This window comes from Pseudomonas sp. ASL7, from assembly GCF_056680375.1.
The window spans coordinates 3,925,272-3,940,618 of record NZ_CM155279.1 but is presented as its reverse complement, the minus strand read 5'-3'; the positions used below and the strand labels follow the sequence as shown (position 1 = coordinate 3,940,618).

General features: G+C 57.9%; 15 protein-coding genes. 8 read left to right on the top strand and 7 right to left on the bottom strand.

Annotated elements, in window-relative coordinates; all coding sequences use genetic code 11:
- Positions 1-256: 256 nt before the first annotated feature.
- Positions 257-1,921, top strand: a complete 1,665-nt coding sequence (gene ettA, locus AC1MDT_RS18225; protein ID WP_414909685.1) for an energy-dependent translational throttle protein EttA — start codon at positions 257-259, stop codon at positions 1,919-1,921.
- Between the two features lie 160 nt (positions 1,922-2,081).
- On the opposite strand, the gene AC1MDT_RS18220 is transcribed toward ettA, so the two are convergent.
- From AC1MDT_RS18220 to AC1MDT_RS18210, 3 genes are all read right to left on the bottom strand, one after another.
- Positions 2,082-2,582 (bottom strand): GreA/GreB family elongation factor, encoded by a 501-nt coding sequence (locus tag AC1MDT_RS18220; RefSeq protein ID WP_480418372.1) that lies wholly within the window; start codon positions 2,580-2,582, stop codon positions 2,082-2,084.
- Between the two features lie 185 nt (positions 2,583-2,767).
- Positions 2,768-4,621, bottom strand: coding sequence for an Lnb N-terminal periplasmic domain-containing protein (locus AC1MDT_RS18215; RefSeq protein ID WP_480418371.1), 1,854 nt, complete (start codon positions 4,619-4,621; stop codon positions 2,768-2,770).
- A gap of 95 nt (positions 4,622-4,716) precedes the next feature.
- A complete protein-coding gene (locus AC1MDT_RS18210) occupies positions 4,717-5,205 on the bottom strand; it encodes a DUF3015 domain-containing protein (RefSeq protein WP_480418370.1) in 489 nt (162 codons plus the stop codon).
- A gap of 275 nt (positions 5,206-5,480) precedes the next feature.
- Here AC1MDT_RS18210 and AC1MDT_RS18205 point away from each other — a divergent pair, with 275 nt between their 5' ends.
- Both AC1MDT_RS18205 and AC1MDT_RS18200 read left to right on the top strand, forming a co-directional pair.
- A complete protein-coding gene (locus AC1MDT_RS18205) occupies positions 5,481-7,919 on the top strand; it encodes a Lon protease family protein (RefSeq protein WP_480418369.1) in 2,439 nt (812 codons plus the stop codon).
- Positions 7,920-8,243: 324 nt separating this feature from the next.
- Positions 8,244-8,567, top strand: coding sequence for a PA4575 family protein (locus AC1MDT_RS18200; protein WP_414907639.1), 324 nt, complete (start codon positions 8,244-8,246; stop codon positions 8,565-8,567).
- A 25-nt stretch (positions 8,568-8,592) separates the two neighbouring features.
- On the opposite strand, the gene AC1MDT_RS18195 is transcribed toward AC1MDT_RS18200, so the two are convergent.
- Positions 8,593-10,422, bottom strand: coding sequence for a hypothetical protein (locus tag AC1MDT_RS18195; protein ID WP_480418368.1), 1,830 nt, complete (start codon positions 10,420-10,422; stop codon positions 8,593-8,595).
- A gap of 160 nt (positions 10,423-10,582) precedes the next feature.
- On the opposite strand from AC1MDT_RS18195, the gene AC1MDT_RS18190 reads away from it, so the two are divergent.
- From AC1MDT_RS18190 to bamJ, 3 genes are all read left to right on the top strand, one after another.
- Positions 10,583-11,071 (top strand): TIGR00645 family protein, encoded by a 489-nt coding sequence (locus AC1MDT_RS18190; RefSeq protein WP_414907637.1) that lies wholly within the window; start codon positions 10,583-10,585, stop codon positions 11,069-11,071.
- Positions 11,072-11,278: 207 nt separating this feature from the next.
- On the top strand, positions 11,279-11,590 hold the full coding sequence (locus AC1MDT_RS18185; protein ID WP_480418367.1) for a DUF6482 family protein: 312 nt from the start codon (positions 11,279-11,281) through the stop codon (positions 11,588-11,590).
- Between the two features lie 121 nt (positions 11,591-11,711).
- Positions 11,712-12,329: a BamJ family beta-barrel-assembly machinery protein gene (gene bamJ / locus AC1MDT_RS18180; protein ID WP_109634978.1), complete on the top strand. Its 618-nt coding sequence runs from the start codon at positions 11,712-11,714 to the stop codon at positions 12,327-12,329.
- A 145-nt stretch (positions 12,330-12,474) separates the two neighbouring features.
- Here the strand turns inward: bamJ and AC1MDT_RS18175 are convergent, their stop codons facing one another.
- The 3 genes from AC1MDT_RS18175 to AC1MDT_RS18165 form a co-directional block, all read right to left on the bottom strand.
- Positions 12,475-12,732: a PA4570 family protein gene (locus AC1MDT_RS18175; protein ID WP_480418366.1), complete on the bottom strand. Its 258-nt coding sequence runs from the start codon at positions 12,730-12,732 to the stop codon at positions 12,475-12,477.
- A 205-nt stretch (positions 12,733-12,937) separates the two neighbouring features.
- A complete protein-coding gene (locus AC1MDT_RS18170; protein ID WP_046028563.1) occupies positions 12,938-13,279 on the bottom strand; it encodes a zinc ribbon domain-containing protein YjdM in 342 nt (113 codons plus the stop codon).
- Between the two features lie 166 nt (positions 13,280-13,445).
- On the bottom strand, positions 13,446-14,414 hold the full coding sequence (locus AC1MDT_RS18165; protein WP_414907633.1) for a polyprenyl synthetase family protein: 969 nt from the start codon (positions 14,412-14,414) through the stop codon (positions 13,446-13,448).
- 240 nt (positions 14,415-14,654) lie between these two features.
- Here AC1MDT_RS18165 and rplU point away from each other — a divergent pair, with 240 nt between their 5' ends.
- Together rplU and rpmA are read left to right on the top strand one after the other, a co-directional pair.
- Entirely contained in the window at positions 14,655-14,969 is a 315-nt protein-coding gene (gene rplU / locus AC1MDT_RS18160; protein ID WP_003176051.1) for a 50S ribosomal protein L21, read from the top strand.
- 34 nt (positions 14,970-15,003) lie between these two features.
- The gene (gene rpmA / locus AC1MDT_RS18155; RefSeq protein WP_003215862.1) at positions 15,004-15,279 is read left to right on the top strand and encodes a 50S ribosomal protein L27; all 276 of its coding nucleotides are present in this window, start codon (positions 15,004-15,006) and stop codon (positions 15,277-15,279) included.
- Positions 15,280-15,347 lie beyond the last annotated feature (68 nt).

Below are 15,347 nucleotides of genomic sequence, written 5' to 3'. Positions count from 1 at the left end.
CGCGACGTGCACTATAAGCCGGACGCCCGAAGGGCGGCTAGCATGCCTTGAGTTGTGGCAAAGTGCCAGTCCCGCCCGGCTGGACTGCCTTCTGTCAATAAGGTAGCTTTGCCGGTTACGCGGGAGCGTTCCAGCTCCTAGAATCAGGCTTTTTTTGCGCGCACGCATTGATTACGGTCAATCGGACGACGTGCACGGTCTGGCCGGGCTTCGCCTGCGCTCCAATCATTCATCTGTCACTGACCCAAGGTTCTCCATGGCTCAATACGTCTTCACCATGCATCGGCTGGGCAAAGTTGTTCCGCCGAAGCGGGAAATCCTGAAAAACATTTCGCTGTCCTTTTTCCCTGGCGCCAAGATCGGCGTGCTCGGCCTCAACGGTTCGGGTAAATCCACGCTGCTGAAAATCATGGCCGGCGTCGACACCGAGTTCGACGGCGAAGCCCGTCCGATGCCGGACCTGAACATTGGCTACCTGCCACAAGAGCCGATCCTGGACCCGACCAAGACCGTGCGTGAAGTGGTCGAGGAAGCGGTCAGCGTGATCAAGAACGCCCAGGCGCGCCTGGATGAGGTCTACGCGGCTTACGCTGATGAAGATGCCGACTTCGACAAGCTGGCGGCAGAACAGGCCAAGCTCGAAGCCATCCTGCAAGCCAGCGACGGTCACAACCTGGACCGCCAACTGGAAGTCGCCGCCGATGCGCTGCGTCTGCCAGCCTGGGATGCCAAGGTCGCAGTCCTGTCCGGTGGTGAAAAGCGTCGTGTGGCCCTGTGCCGCCTGCTGCTGTCCGCCCCCGACATGCTGCTGCTCGACGAACCGACCAACCACCTGGACGCCGATTCCGTGGCCTGGCTGGAGCACTTCCTGCACGACTTCCCGGGCACCGTGGTAGCGATCACGCACGACCGGTACTTCCTGGACAACGTCGCTGGCTGGATCCTCGAACTCGACCGTGGCGCCGGTATCCCGTACGAGGGCAACTATTCGGGTTGGCTCGAAGCCAAGTCCGATCGTCTGGCTGCCGAATCCAAGCAGCAGTCGGCTCACGAAAAAGCCATGAAGGAAGAACTGGAGTGGGTGCGCAAAGGCGCCAAGGCTCGTCAGTCCAAATCCAAGGCGCGTCTGCAACGCTTCGAAGAAATGCAATCGCAGGAATTCCAGAAGCGCAGCGAAACCAACGAGATCTACATCCCGGCCGGTCCGCGCCTGGGCGACAAGGTCATCGAGTTCAAGAACGTCTCCAAGGGCTACGGCGATCGCGTATTGATCGACAACCTGTCGTTCTCCATGCCTAAAGGCGCCATCGTTGGCGTGATCGGCGGTAACGGTGCCGGTAAATCGACCCTGTTCCGCATGCTGATGGGCAAGGAAACGCCGGATTCGGGCAGCATCGAAGTCGGCGAAACCGTGCAGTTGGCCTGCGTCGATCAGAGCCGCGAAGACCTGGACGGCAGCAAGACTGTGTTCCAGCAAATCTCCGACGGTTCCGACCAGATCCGCATCGGCAACTACGAGATCCCGTCGCGTACCTACGTCGGCCGCTTCAACTTCAAGGGTGGCGATCAGCAGAAGTTCGTCAAGGACCTGTCCGGTGGTGAGCGCGGTCGCTTGCACCTGGCCCTGACCCTGAAAGAGGGCGGCAACGTCCTGCTGCTCGACGAACCGTCCAACGACCTCGACGTTGAAACCCTGCGTTCCCTGGAAGAAGCCCTGCTGGACTTCCCGGGCGCCGCCATTGTGATCTCTCACGATCGGTGGTTCCTTGACCGCGTCGCGACGCACATCCTGGCGTACGAAGACGACTCGCAAGCCGTGTTCTTCGAGGGCAACTACACCGAGTACGAAGCCGATCGTCGCAAACGCCTCGGCGAAGCCGCTGCCCAGCCGCATCGTGTACGGCACAAGAAACTGGCCTGATTTCAGGTTGACTGGATAAAAAACGGAGCCTTCAGGGCTCCGTTTTTTTATGGGTTTTAGATAGACCGCTGCGCGGCCTTCGCGAGCAGGCTCGCTCCTACACTGGATTTGTGTCAATCACATAACCCTTGTGGGAGCGAGCCTGCTCGCGATGGCGTCCTTAAGATCCCCCGATCTCTATATGCAAAACTTCAATCACCAAATCCCCCACCGGCCGCTTCCACACCACCTCATCACCCACCTGCGCGCCCAACATCGCCCGTCCCAACGGCGAGCTCCAGTTGATCAACCCGCTGGCAGCATCCGCCTGATCCTCGCCCACTAACTGCACGCGCTGTTCAGTGCCCTGTTCATCGGCAAAGGTCACCCAGCTGCCTATCTGCACTTTATCGGTGGAAGAGACCGTCGTAACGACTTGAGCGCTTTGCAGACGCTGATTGAAATACCGCCAGTCACGGTCAAGGTCGGCCTGGCGCTGCTTGTCGGCCAATTCACCTTTTGCGCTCTGTTCATTGAGCAGGTGTTGCACTTCGGCGACTTTCGCCTGCAACTGGGCAAGGCCTGCGGGTGTGACGTAGTTGGGCTGCGCGCTGACCTGCCGTTCGACTGGCTGATCGGCTTGCGCGGCGGCGTTATCTTCGTTGACGAAAGCGCGACTCATGGTTTTCTCCCGTTATAGGGTTTGGGCCATGGTCGCAGGCTTTAAGTTTCGATGGATGTCTGTCAGCGACGTGTGGGAGCGAGCCTGCTCGCGAAGGCGGACTGTCAGCCAACACCTTTGTTGAATATCAGTCCCTCATCGCGAGCGGGCTCGCTCCCACAAGGGATGGCGGTGCTTGTGAGCTACTAGTAGTGATACCACTTCACCTCCAGCATCACTTCGTTTTCGGGTGTTGCGAGGTGGCTGAACTCGCGCTGGGCACTCAGGCGCACTCCGAGGTTGCGCGACAATTCCCACTGTTGATTCAGGCTCATGCTGCGGCGCACTTCGCCGTTGGTGAAGAAATCTCCTTTGGTCTCCAGGCTGAAATTGCCCAGAGGGTTTCTCCATAGCACACCACTGTTGAAACCGGCCGCCGGGGCGATGAAGCCCGCGAAGTCGTTATTGTGCTCCACACGCACGGTGCCCAAGGCAAAGCCAAGTACGTCCTCACCCAGTTGCCATGTTCCGCCGCCGCCACCGTTGACGTGGCTGACGAGTGTTTCGTCGTCATGCTTGCCCGGCACGCGCTCCAACCCGCCGGTGACTTGCCACGAAAGCGGTTGTAGCAGCTCATTGCGCGGGGTCAGGGAGCGGATGGTCGCCAGATCAAGTTGCTGGAATTGCCAGTGATTGCCTTCGTACTGGCGCAGCTTCATTTGCAGGATTTCGATCTGTGCGCCAAGGGGGAAGCTCTCGGCGTTGTCATTGAGGTCGTGATAGGCCATGCGCAGGCCATATTCGCCAAACGCCTTGTCGCCCCGGGTGCCGATACCCGCCTGCCAAGTGCGGGATTCGTGGCCGTCTTCGGGCAGGCCGGGTTGCGGGATGTCCAGCTCCGGTGGCGGGTTCTGGCTGATAGCTCGCAGCAGTTCGAAACTGCGCTGCGCCCGCTGCGGATCGCGTTCCTGGCCATTGGCGCGGTAGCGTTCAAGTCGGTAAGCCGCATCGATGATCAGCGCCTGACGGTCGCGCGGTTGCGCCTTGAAGGCCGGAGACTGCAGTTGCTTCTGGTCGGCGCTGATGTTCAGTACCCATTGCTGTTCTTCCGGATTCAATGACTGGGCGCGACTCAGCAGTTCACGCTCACGCGACGGACGATACTGAATGGATTCGACCAGTCCGGCTTCCTTCACGGCTTTGACCGTGTCGGTAGGAATGGCAGTCAGTGGAAATTGCTCGGTCAGATGCAGGCTCGGACGGGCCACTTGCAGCAGTTCCAGCAGGCGATAAGAGCAGTTTTCGTCGAAGAAGAAATAGTCGAACTGGATCTGTTTCAGCTCCCAGACGTGTTCGACCATGCGTTCGGTTTCGGCCTGAGTCAGGTTTAGCCGGTATTCCCACAGGTCCCGGTTCTCGAGGCTACGGTACTCCGAGAGTTTTTCCTGGTAAGGCACCAGCGCAAACAGCCCCGGATAGCCACCCATCAAGCCTTTCCAGGCATAGAGAATGCTGTTGTCTGAACCTTCGATGTACGCACCGAAGTTGATGGCGTAACTGAGCAGGGCGGTGTGATCGCTCTGCACATCGGCCTGGTCGATGCGTAGCAAGGTGTGGCCAAACATCGATGACGGACTGTTCAGGTAGGCCGCCGGGAAAATCATCACCGCGCTGTGGGGTGAGACGTCCTTGAACCATTGTTTGAACCCGGCGCAGTCCAGTGTCGGTAAACCGGTCAGGTTGAGCTGCGCTTTCAGCCAGCGTGTGCGAGCGGGGTAAACGCATTGGGCGTGTTTTTCGCCGGCACTGGCCGGGGCGTACAGCGCCTGCACGGTCGCGGCCAGTTCACGGTCCGGGTGTTCGTTACCGTCGGGGGCCAGGAAGAATTTCCTGTCACTGACGTAGCTGCGCCAGCCACCGAGCTTGGCGGTTTCGTAGTGGCCCAGGGAAATCCAGAAGGGGTCATTGGCCAGTTGCTGCAAACGTTGATTGTCGATGTGGGGCGCGGCGGCCAGCGGGGCGCAGACACAGAGCGCCAGCCAGGCAAGGCGTTTGAGCATAGTGGGCAACTTAATTCGAAAAAAATAAAGACCCAAAGAGGGGCAGGTCCAAAAAACAAAAAACCCGCTCCCCGAAAGGAACGGGCGGGTCGAGCTTAAGCTTGAGTGGCGTACTTGGCCAGACGCGGATCGTTCTTCAGAACGGCCAGAGTGTTGGTATGCACGTCGTCTGCAGTCACGTCAGCCTTGTTGAAGATTTGCTGGAAATGCTCGTGTGTCACCGCAGCGAAATGCGCACGGTCTTCCGGCGCCACGCCCAATACCACAGCATAAGTCGTTAGCGCTTCGCCCTGACCTTTAGCCATGTCTTCGGACAGCTCGTTCATCATGCCGTTCATGGCAAACCAGGATTTGCCGCCGTAGGTCAGCGCCGCATTCGTTGCGCAGCCGTTGGTGCCGGAGGTCATGCCGAAGGTTGCGTTGCCGGAAGTACCGTTGGTGGTGGATGCCAGGAAGTGAGCCGGGGTGCCACGCTGACCTTCGAACAGCATGTTGCCCCAGCCGCAATCCGGGCCGCCAGGCGCCTGCGCCATGGCGTTTAGAGATGCGACGGTGAAGAGAGTACCGAGAAGAATCCGTTTCATAGCTTTGTTCTCTTTATGTGCATACCAATGGACAGGGGGCTGGCCCATTTTGGCGCCAGTTGGGCGGTTATGAGTCCAGCCGCGCAGTCTGGAGTTTAGGCACAATCATGGGGGGGCGTGATTTTTTGCAAAACATTCATTGAAATCATTGATTTGGCCCCGGCCCGCTTGGGGATAACGTTTTGTCTAAGCTTTGGCTTGAGGCGCGCCTTGCCAGTCGGGTGGTGGCAGCGCCAGAATGCCGCTATCTGCCCCGCCTGATGTAAGGAAGCCCGATGCCTGATCCTGTTGCTGCCAGCTTGCGTCTAGCGCCCGAAGCGCTGACCCGTCCGTTTTCCGCTGAACAGTTCAGCTTCTCTACCACCAATGATCTGGAGCCCTTTCGCGGTGTGCTTGGCCAGGAGCGTGCGGTCGAAGCCTTGCAGTTCGGTGTGGCCATGCCACGCCCCGGTTACAACGTATTCGTCATGGGCGAGCCTGGCACTGGCCGGTTCTCGTTCGTTAAACGTTACCTGAAAGCCGAAGGCAAACGCCTGCAGACCCCGGCGGACTGGGTCTACGTCAACAATTTCGATGAACCTCGCGAACCTCGCGCCCTGGAATTGCCATCGGGCACGGCCGGCGCCTTCATCGGTGACATCAACGGTTTGATCGACAATTTGCTGGCGACCTTTCCCGCCGTGTTCGAGCACCCGTCCTACCAACAAAAGAAAAGTGCGATCGACCGCGCCTTCAACCAGCGTTACGACAAGGCACTGGACGTGATCGAACGTCTGGCGCTGGAGAAGGAAGTTGCGCTTTACCGCGACGCCAGCAACATCGCGTTCACCCCCATGGGCGAAGGCAAGGCGCTGGACGAAGCGGAATTCGCTCAGTTGCCCGAGGTGGATCGCGATCGTTTCCACGAGGATATTTCCTGGCTGGAAGAGCGCTTGAACGAAGAGCTCGCCAGCCTGCCGCAATGGAAGCGCGAGTCGAGCAATCAACTGCGCCACCTCAACGAAGAAACCATCACGCTGGCCTTGCAGCCTTTGCTCTCGCCACTGTCGGAGAAATACGCCGAAAACGCGGCAGTCTGCGGCTACCTGCAAGCGATGCAGGTTTACCTGCTCAAGACCGTTGTCGAGCAATTGGTCGACGACAGCAAGGCTGACGCCGTTGCCCGCAAGATGCTGGAAGAACAATACGCGCCGAGTCTGATGGTGGGGCATTCGTCCAGTGGCGGTGCGCCGGTGGTGTTCGAACCGCATCCGACCTATGAAAACCTGTTCGGCCGTATCGAATACAGCACCGATCAGGGCGCGCTGTACACCACCTATCGCCAACTGCGTCCGGGTGCCTTGCACCGTGCCAACGGCGGTTTCCTGATCCTTGAAGCGGATAAAATGCTCAGCGAACCGTTCGTGTGGGATGCGCTCAAGCGTTCCTTGCAATCGCGCAAGCTGAAAATGGAATCGCCGCTGGGTGAACTGGGCCGACTGGCGACCGTGACACTGACGCCGCAACACATTCCGTTGCAGGTCAAAGTCGTCATCATCGGCGCCCGGCAGCTTTACTACACGCTGCAGGACCTCGATCCGGACTTCCAGGAGATGTTCCGCGTCCTGGTGGATTTCGACGAGGACATCCCGATGGTCGACGAGAGCCTGGAGCAGTTCGCCCAGTTGCTCAAAACCCGGACCTCCGAAGAAGGCATGGCGCCGCTGACCGCCGATGCGGTGGCGCGTCTGGCGACCTACAGCGCTCGTTTGGCTGAGCATCAGGGACGTTTGTCCGCGCGAATCGGTGATCTGTTCCAACTGGTCAGCGAGGCGGATTTCATTCGCCACCTGGCAAGCGACGAAATGACCGACGCCGGACACATCGAGCGTGCGCTCAAGGCCAAGGCCACCCGCACCGGGCGCGTCTCGGCGCGGATTCTTGATGACATGCTGGCCGGGATCATCCTGATCGACACCGATGGCGCAGCTGTCGGCAAGTGCAACGGGCTGACGGTGCTGGAAGTCGGTGACTCGGCGTTCGGTGTGCCGGCGCGGATTTCCGCCACGGTTTATCCGGGCGGCAGCGGCATCGTCGACATCGAGCGTGAGGTCAACCTCGGCCAGCCGATTCACTCCAAAGGCGTGATGATCCTGACCGGGTATCTGGGCAGCCGTTATGCCCAGGAATTCCCGCTGGCGATTTCCGCCAGTATTGCTCTGGAGCAGTCCTACGGTTACGTCGATGGCGACAGCGCGTCGCTGGGCGAGGCTTGTACGTTGATCTCGGCCCTCTCGAAAACGCCGCTCAAGCAATGCTTTGCGATTACCGGCTCGATCAACCAGTTCGGGGAAGTGCAGGCGGTGGGTGGGGTCAACGAGAAAATCGAAGGCTTTTTCCGGCTCTGCGAAGCCCGCGGGCTGACCGGAGAGCAGGGGGCGATCATTCCTCAGGCAAACGTCGCCACGCTGATGCTGGACGAGAAGGTGCTGGCAGCGGTGCGCGCGGGGCAGTTTCATGTGTACGCGGTACGCCAGGCTGATGAGGCGTTGAGTCTGTTGGTCGGCGAGCCGGCGGGGGCGCCGGATGAGAACGGCCAATTCCCTGAGGGCAGCGTCAACGCGCGGGTGGTGGAACGTCTGCGGGTGATCGCCGAAATGATCAGCGAAGAAGACCTCAAGGAAGCCGAAAAGGAAGCGGCGCAAGAAGCGTTGGTCGAAGCCAAGTCAGCCTGACGCACATTTGATTAGAAGTTGCATGGATCCACTGTGGGAGCGAGCCTGCTCGCGATGTGGCACTGACATTCAACAGTTCTGTTGGCTGAAAGTCCGCTATCGCGAGCAGGCTCGCTCCCACATTTGTATTCGGTGCCGCGTGTAGAAAGTGCCATCACTCTGGCGTCAACATTCACACAATGACCATTCGGCGCCTTCTGGTCTTAGTTGACGTGCTAGTCAGACTTTTCCTCTATTCTCAGCTCAAGGATATCGACAGTAATCACTGGATCGAGACAGTCCTCCCGTGGGGGCTGAATACCGGATCTACCGAGGGTCGCCGCCATGTCGCGCAACCTCTGCCTCACCCGTCAATGCCTGGGCCTAGTGACCCGTATCGAATGTGCCATCCGCCCATTGGCGGGAGATACGGGCATGTGGACCTTGCTATTCGCTGCCGGAATGGCCGGCGAACAACCTTCAGCCATCAAGGCCCAAGGCCCGTTTCACGGTCCTTTCGTGGCGGAGTCGATTCTTGACACTATTGTTGAAAGCCTGACGCTGCACGGCTATGAGCTGGCCGATGATCCGCAAATCTGGTGCCTGCATCTTCAAGCCCAGTTGCGGGAAATCAACGGTGGCCGGTGCCGCACACTCGGCGGCTCCTGATTCCGCGCCCGGATTGCCGAGCCGGCTATTGAGCAAGGTGGGAGGTATCGGCCTTGTCGAGTTTGACCTCGAAACCATATTGCACGGTGGTGAGATCGGTTCGTTGATAGGCTTCCAGTCGGCTGGGCTGCCCGTAGAAGTAGTGCACGCTGAACAGGGCCGGGCCTTGGGCGCTGGCATCGTGGCTGACCGACAGAATTTCCTTTAGGTAATTGTCGCTGTCGTCCTTGGCGAAAAAACGCCAGTCCTGGGCGGGGAACAGCTTTTGATTAGCCACCAGCGCATTGCCTTTGAGTTCCAGGCCCTTGGGCAGTTGGTGGGCGTCGATTGTTTTTTTCTCAATCGTGGCCAGGAATAGCGGCATGGAGCCTACCGCGTAGGCTGGTGCTTCGGGGAACAGGTTCAGGTCGTAGGTAATGGTGCTGCGCAGTGGATCGATCTGGTAAGCCTCTGGTGGCAATTCGATAGGCTCATTGCGTTTGCCGTTGCTGTCCTCGGTGAAGAAACTGACCGGGCTGTCGCCAGGGTTGACGGATGTGCCGAGCAGCTCATCATTGAAGCTTCTGGGGTGATTGAACTCGATACGGGCGGCACTCGGGTCATCGACTGACTGGCTGATGCTGACACTTTTCTTCAGTTGCTCCTCACCCAGTGTTGCTCCCTTGAGCCAGATCGGGGCCTGATCGTCGTACACCACTACCGGCAGCGATAGCGGTTGAATGGTTTTCTCCGTGGTGTTGCTGTCGAAGTGCCGTATCGGCAGGTTCAGGTCTTTGCGGGTCACCGTGGCGGTTGAAAAATCCAGCACGCTGACCTCGAGCGTGTCGATCAGTCCATTGAAATACACCTTGGTGTAATGATGGTTCTGTTGCATTTCAAAGGCGCGCTGTTCTTCATCAATCTGCTTTTCGAACGCTTCGCTCCAGCTCTTCTGTTGCTGCATTTTCGCCAGTTGATTTTGATAAAAGGCAATTTGGGTGGCGGTTTCGTTGATCGAGCCTGAGCGCGAGAGGAATTGCCCGGTGGTGTCTTTGGCCTGGACGACCAGCGGGTTCAGCGGCGTGTCGCTGACCTCTGGCGCTGGCGGTGCACTGTTGTTGAATTCGACTTCGGCGTAATTGTTTGCAAGTTTCAGCAGCGTGACGCTGAGGTTGTCGTTGGTGCGAGTCTGGCCAACGTCCTTTTTCGTCAGGTCGAAGCTGTAGAGTCTGCGCGGGGCAATGACTTCTACTTTGCCTTGCAGGCTGACGGGTTGTGGTTGGCTCTTCTTGTCGATCTGCAGGCCGTCGATGAAGGGGTAGGTCACCGTCAGATCGTCGGGGTTGGTCAGGTTGGAGCTCGATGGGCTCAGCTGAATGCCTGGATCGGTTTCCGACCATTCCGGCTGGAACGCAATCACGCGTTTGTTGCTCAGGGTGACTGACTGCCATTCCAGGCCGTGGGGAAACAGAAATGCGGCCGGAATACTGAAGTTGAAGGGGAATACCGGTTCCAGGTCGGTCAAGTAATCAGAGCTGGAGTCTTTGTGAAGCACGAACAGACCGTTGATGTACGTGTCGACCAGGGCCTGCGGGGTGGGGTAGTGCTTCAGCACGGCGAGTACATCTTCACCGTATTCGGTTTCCACTGGTTTGCTGTCGAGCTTGAGCTGCGCACGTTCGAGCAATAACAGTGAACCACCGAGTTCGGCCACGGCATCCTTGAGTTTCGGATCCGTAATCGCATCCAGGGATTTTTCGAACTGTGCGGTTTTTTCCTCAAGGCTGAGCGGGCGCTTCTCGTCGCTGGGTGAACAGCCGCTTATCAGCAGGACCAGGCAAAGTCCGGCGCTCATTAAAGGCAATCGCACATCCATTCCCAGTCTTCCTGTCCGATGTCGCTGAGCTATCAATACTTTGGACACTAGCAGAAAAACCTTGTCACACACGCGCAGGTGGCGGATTTACCGATGGTTTCTGGGGGGTAACTGGCCGCTGTTATACTCGCGGCCATTTCCAGCCCACCTGTGAGATTCAATGGAACGCTTTATCGAAAATACAATGTACGCCTCCCGTTGGCTGTTGGCGCCGATCTACTTTGGCTTGTCCCTGGGGTTGCTGGCCCTGGCGCTGAAATTCTTCCAGGAAGTGTTTCACGTCATTCCTGGCGTCTTTTCGATGGCCGAGTCAGAACTGATTCTGGTGCTCCTGTCGTTGATCGACATGGCGCTGGTGGGTGGTTTGCTGGTGATGGTGATGATTTCCGGGTACGAGAACTTCGTCTCTCAACTGGACATCGATGAAAGCAAGGAGAAACTCAACTGGCTCGGCACCATGGACTCGTCTTCATTGAAGATGAAAGTGGCCGCGTCCATCGTGGCGATTTCATCCATCCATCTGCTGCGGATTTTCATGGATGCCAAAAACGTCGATCCAGAGCATCTGAAGTGGTACGTGATCATTCACATGACTTTTGTAATCTCGGCGTTTGCCATGGGCTATCTGGATAAGCTGACCAAGCACTGATCTACACAACCCTTGTGGGAGCGAGCCTGCTCGCGATGCCATCACTGCGGTTTATCGTCAGACCGAGGTGATGGCATCGCGAGCAGGCTCGCTCCCACAGGGGGATTTGCTCGAACCGGACGGACGGTGTCGTTTCTGGCTTGTACTTTGATGCGCTGAGGCTTATGCCTGTAAGGATCTTGGCTCGACACAGTATGAGGTGCCTATATGAACTTCGAAGAGTTGCGTGCTTATGCCATCGCCGGAAAAGTCGATGAGCTGAACCTGATATCCATGGAAGGCGGGATCTACCTGCTGGAGGCACGCATGCATGGTGCTGCGTATCCTTTGAGCGACGCCCGTGGCCAGATGTTTCACCTGCGCTCGGTCGAGCATGCGCGTGAAGTGATTCATGCCTTCCCCACCTTGCCATTCAACCTGGTGCATACCTCGGTTCATGACGAAATGTGCGGGCTCGTTGCCAATGCAGAAGAAAGCCTGAAGGTGCCGATCGCCTTCCGTTCTGTCTGGCAGCGCTGACGCCTCTCATCAGCGCGATGACATCTGTGCTAGTCTGCTGGCCCTTTTGGTTCCGGGCGCTCCGGGACGCGCTGTGCACGCACGGCAAGTTCCTGGGCCGTCCGCACAGCGGAGCAGTGTCATGTCCGAAGTAAATCTGTCCACCGACGAAACCCGCGTCAGCTACGGTATTGGCCGTCAGCTGGGCGACCAACTGCGCGATAACCCGCCACCGGGCGTTAGCCTGGACGCGATCCTGGCAGGTCTGACTGACGCTTTCGCCGGCAAGCCAAGTCGTGTGGGTCAGGAAGAAATGTCCGCGAGCTTCAAAGTGATTCGCGAAATCATGCAAGCTGAAGCGGCGGCGAAAGCCGAAGCGGCTGCGGGTGAAGGCCTGGCCTTCCTGGCTGAAAACGCCAAGCGTGACGGCATCACCACCCTGGCTTCGGGCCTGCAATTCGAAGTGCTGACTCAAGGTGAAGGCGCCAAGCCAACCCGTGAAGATCAAGTACGCACTCACTACCACGGCACCCTGATCGACGGCACTGTTTTCGACAGCTCCTACGATCGTGGTCAGCCTGCAGAATTCCCGGTTGGCGGCGTGATCGCTGGCTGGACCGAAGCCCTGCAACTGATGAACGCCGGTAGCAAATGGCGTCTGTATGTGCCGAGCGAACTGGCTTACGGCGCTCAAGGCGTTGGCAGCATCCCGCCGCACAGCGTTCTGGTATTCGACGTCGAATTGCTCGACGTTCTGTAACATCCGCTGATCACCTGTAGGAGCAGCCGGTCGACGCTCGATTGCTCGCGAAGAACTCAACGACACCGCGCTCATTCAAAATGCCCGCGTTATCGTTGACGCCCATCGCGAGCAAGCTCGCTCCTACAGTGTTTTACGGTGATTATCATAGGTCGATCTTGTGGTGCAGTTCACTGGTCGGGCGCAATGCCCGGGCATAGCAGAACAGAAACAGATTGCGCACCAGTTCCTTGAGCACTACCGGCTCGCTGGAACTCAAGCCGTTGACGTCCAGATCACCCTGATCCTGCAGCTCGTTCAAGGCTTCTTCTTCAAGCACCGCACAGACTGCCCCGGTTTCCCGATGCAGGATCCTGAGGTAAGGGTGTGGACGGTCCAGCCAGGCATCGATCAAATAAGTCATGTCTCATCTCCATTGATTTGGTTTTCAATGAGAATAATTCTTATTCGTTAATTAGCAAGGGTCTATTGGCGGTTCGCGTTTTTTCTGGATAAAGATTGTGTGGGGTCAAAACGACTTGTGTTTGGCTATTACGAGGCAATGCCGGGCGAAGCGGGGGAGGGTGAAGCACCATCCCACGCCGGGCGCGGGATGGAATACAGCAGATTCAGACTTTTCTGACGAACTCGGACTTGAGCTTCATCGGGCCGATGCCGTCGATTTTGCAATCGATGTCGTGGTCGCCATCGCACAGGCGGATGTTCTTGACCTTGGTGCCGACCTTGACCACCAGCGACGTGCCTTTGACCTTGAGGTCCTTGATCACGGTGATGGTGTCGCCGTCCTGCAGGACGTTGCCGACCGAATCTTTTTTCACGGTGTCATCGGACGCCACGTCGGCTTCGCCACTGGCGGACCATTCGTGGGCGCACTCGGGGCAGATCAACTGCGCGCCGTCTTCATAGGTGTATTCGGAATTGCATTTTGGGCAGGGTGGCAACGTGCTCACTAAAGCTCCTTGAATTCAGGATCGCTAAAAAGCGCACATTATATAGGGTTTTACCCCTGTAGGAGCGAGCTTGCTCGCGAAGGACGTTAACGATAACGCGTACATCCAGGATAAACCCGGTGTCCTTGAGCTCTTCGCGAGCAAGCTCGCTCCTACAGAAGTTAGCTTAGTGCGTGCGGGCTACCGCAAATTCGCTCAACTCTACCAATGCATCGCGGTATTCGCTGGCTGGCAGCACGTCGAGGCAGGTGATCGCATGGGCCACATATTGCCGTGCAAGCTGCGCGGTGTAGTCCAGTGAGCCCGAGGCCTCCACGGCTTCGCGGATGCTTTCCAGGTCTTCGATTCCGCCTTTCTGGATCGCTTTGCGCACCAAAGCCGCTTGCTCGGGTGTACCTTCGCGCATGGTGTAGATTAGCGGGAGAGTCGGTTTGCCTTCGGCCAGATCGTCACCGACATTCTTGCCCAGGGTTTGCGCATCGCCTTTGTAGTCCAGCAGGTCGTCGACCAGTTGGAAGGCTACGCCCAGGTGGTCACCAAAGGTGCGCAGGGCTTCGGCTTGTTCCGCAGTGGCTTCGCAGAGGGCTGCAGCACTGTGGGTCGAGGCTTCGAAGAGCATCGCGGTCTTGCCGCGAATGACTTCCATATAGGTTTCTTCGGTGGTGCTGGCATCACGAACCTTGGACAGCTGCAACACTTCGCCTTCGGCGATGATGCGCGTGGCTTGCGAAAGGATCTTCATCACCGGCATGGAGCCCAGCTCGACCATCATTTCGAAAGAACGCGAATACAGGAAGTCGCCTACGAGGACACTTGGCGCGTTGCCCCACATGGCGTTGGCGGTCGAGCGGCCACGGCGCATGCCGGACATGTCGACCACGTCGTCGTGCAGCAGGGTAGCGGTGTGCAGGAACTCAATGGTCGCGGCCAGCAGGCGCAGGTCGTCGCCTTCGCGACCCAAGGCCTTGCCACACAGCAACACTAATAAAGGGCGCAGGCGTTTGCCGCCGGCCGAGGTAATGTAATCGCCGATTTTCGAAACCAGCGGCACTCGGGAAGTCAGCTGTTTCTTGATGATGCCGTCGACGGCGCTAAAATCGTCCGCCACCGCGCGGTAGAAAGCTTGGGGTTGCATCAGCGACAGTTGCTCCAGAAGGGTTGCGCGGCATGCTAGGACCCGCGTCGGCGGGTGTCAAGGCGCGATGGACGGCCTCTTGCATCGCCTCGGTAGCTTGCGTACAATCGCGCACCCTGAACTTCCTGGGCAGCACCTGCCTTACGCAATTGCAAACAGGCCTTCCAGCCCAATGCAGCCATGCCAGCCAATACCTCTTCTTATAAAGAGCTGGGTGAGCAGGATTATCGGAGAAATACCATGTCGTACGCAGTAATTGTTACTGGTGGCAAGCAATACAAGGTCGCCCCAGGTGAATACCTGAAGATCGAAAAACTGGAAATCGCTACCGGCGAATCCGTTACTTTTGATCGCGTTCTGTTGGTCGCCAATGGCGATGACGTGAACATCGGCGCTCCAGTTGTTGCTGGCGCTACCGTTGTGGCTGAAGTGATCTCCCAAGGTCGTCACGATAAAGTCCGCATCATCAAGTTCCGTCGTCGTAAGCACCACATGAAGCGTATGGGCCACCGCCAGTGGTACACCGAGATCAAAATCACCGGTATTCAGGCTTAATTTCAGCCTAATTCCTCACTAGGAGAATTGACTCATGGCACACAAAAAAGCTGGTGGTAGTACCCGTAACGGTCGCGACTCAGAAGCCAAACGCCTTGGCGTGAAGATGTATGGCGGCCAGGTTATCATTCCGGGCAACATCATCGTGCGTCAGCGCGGCACCCAATTCCACGCCGGTTACGGTGTTGGCATGGGTAAAGATCACACTCTGTTCGCCAAAATCGACGGCGTGATCAAGTTTGAAGTAAAAGGCGCTTTCAACCGCCGTTACGTGAGCATTGTCCCGAAGACTGAAGTCGTCGCGGCATAATTACGTAGTTGCTGGAAAAGCCCTGTCTCGCGACGGGGCTTTTTCGTTTGTGGGGTGAGTCTCTTGCA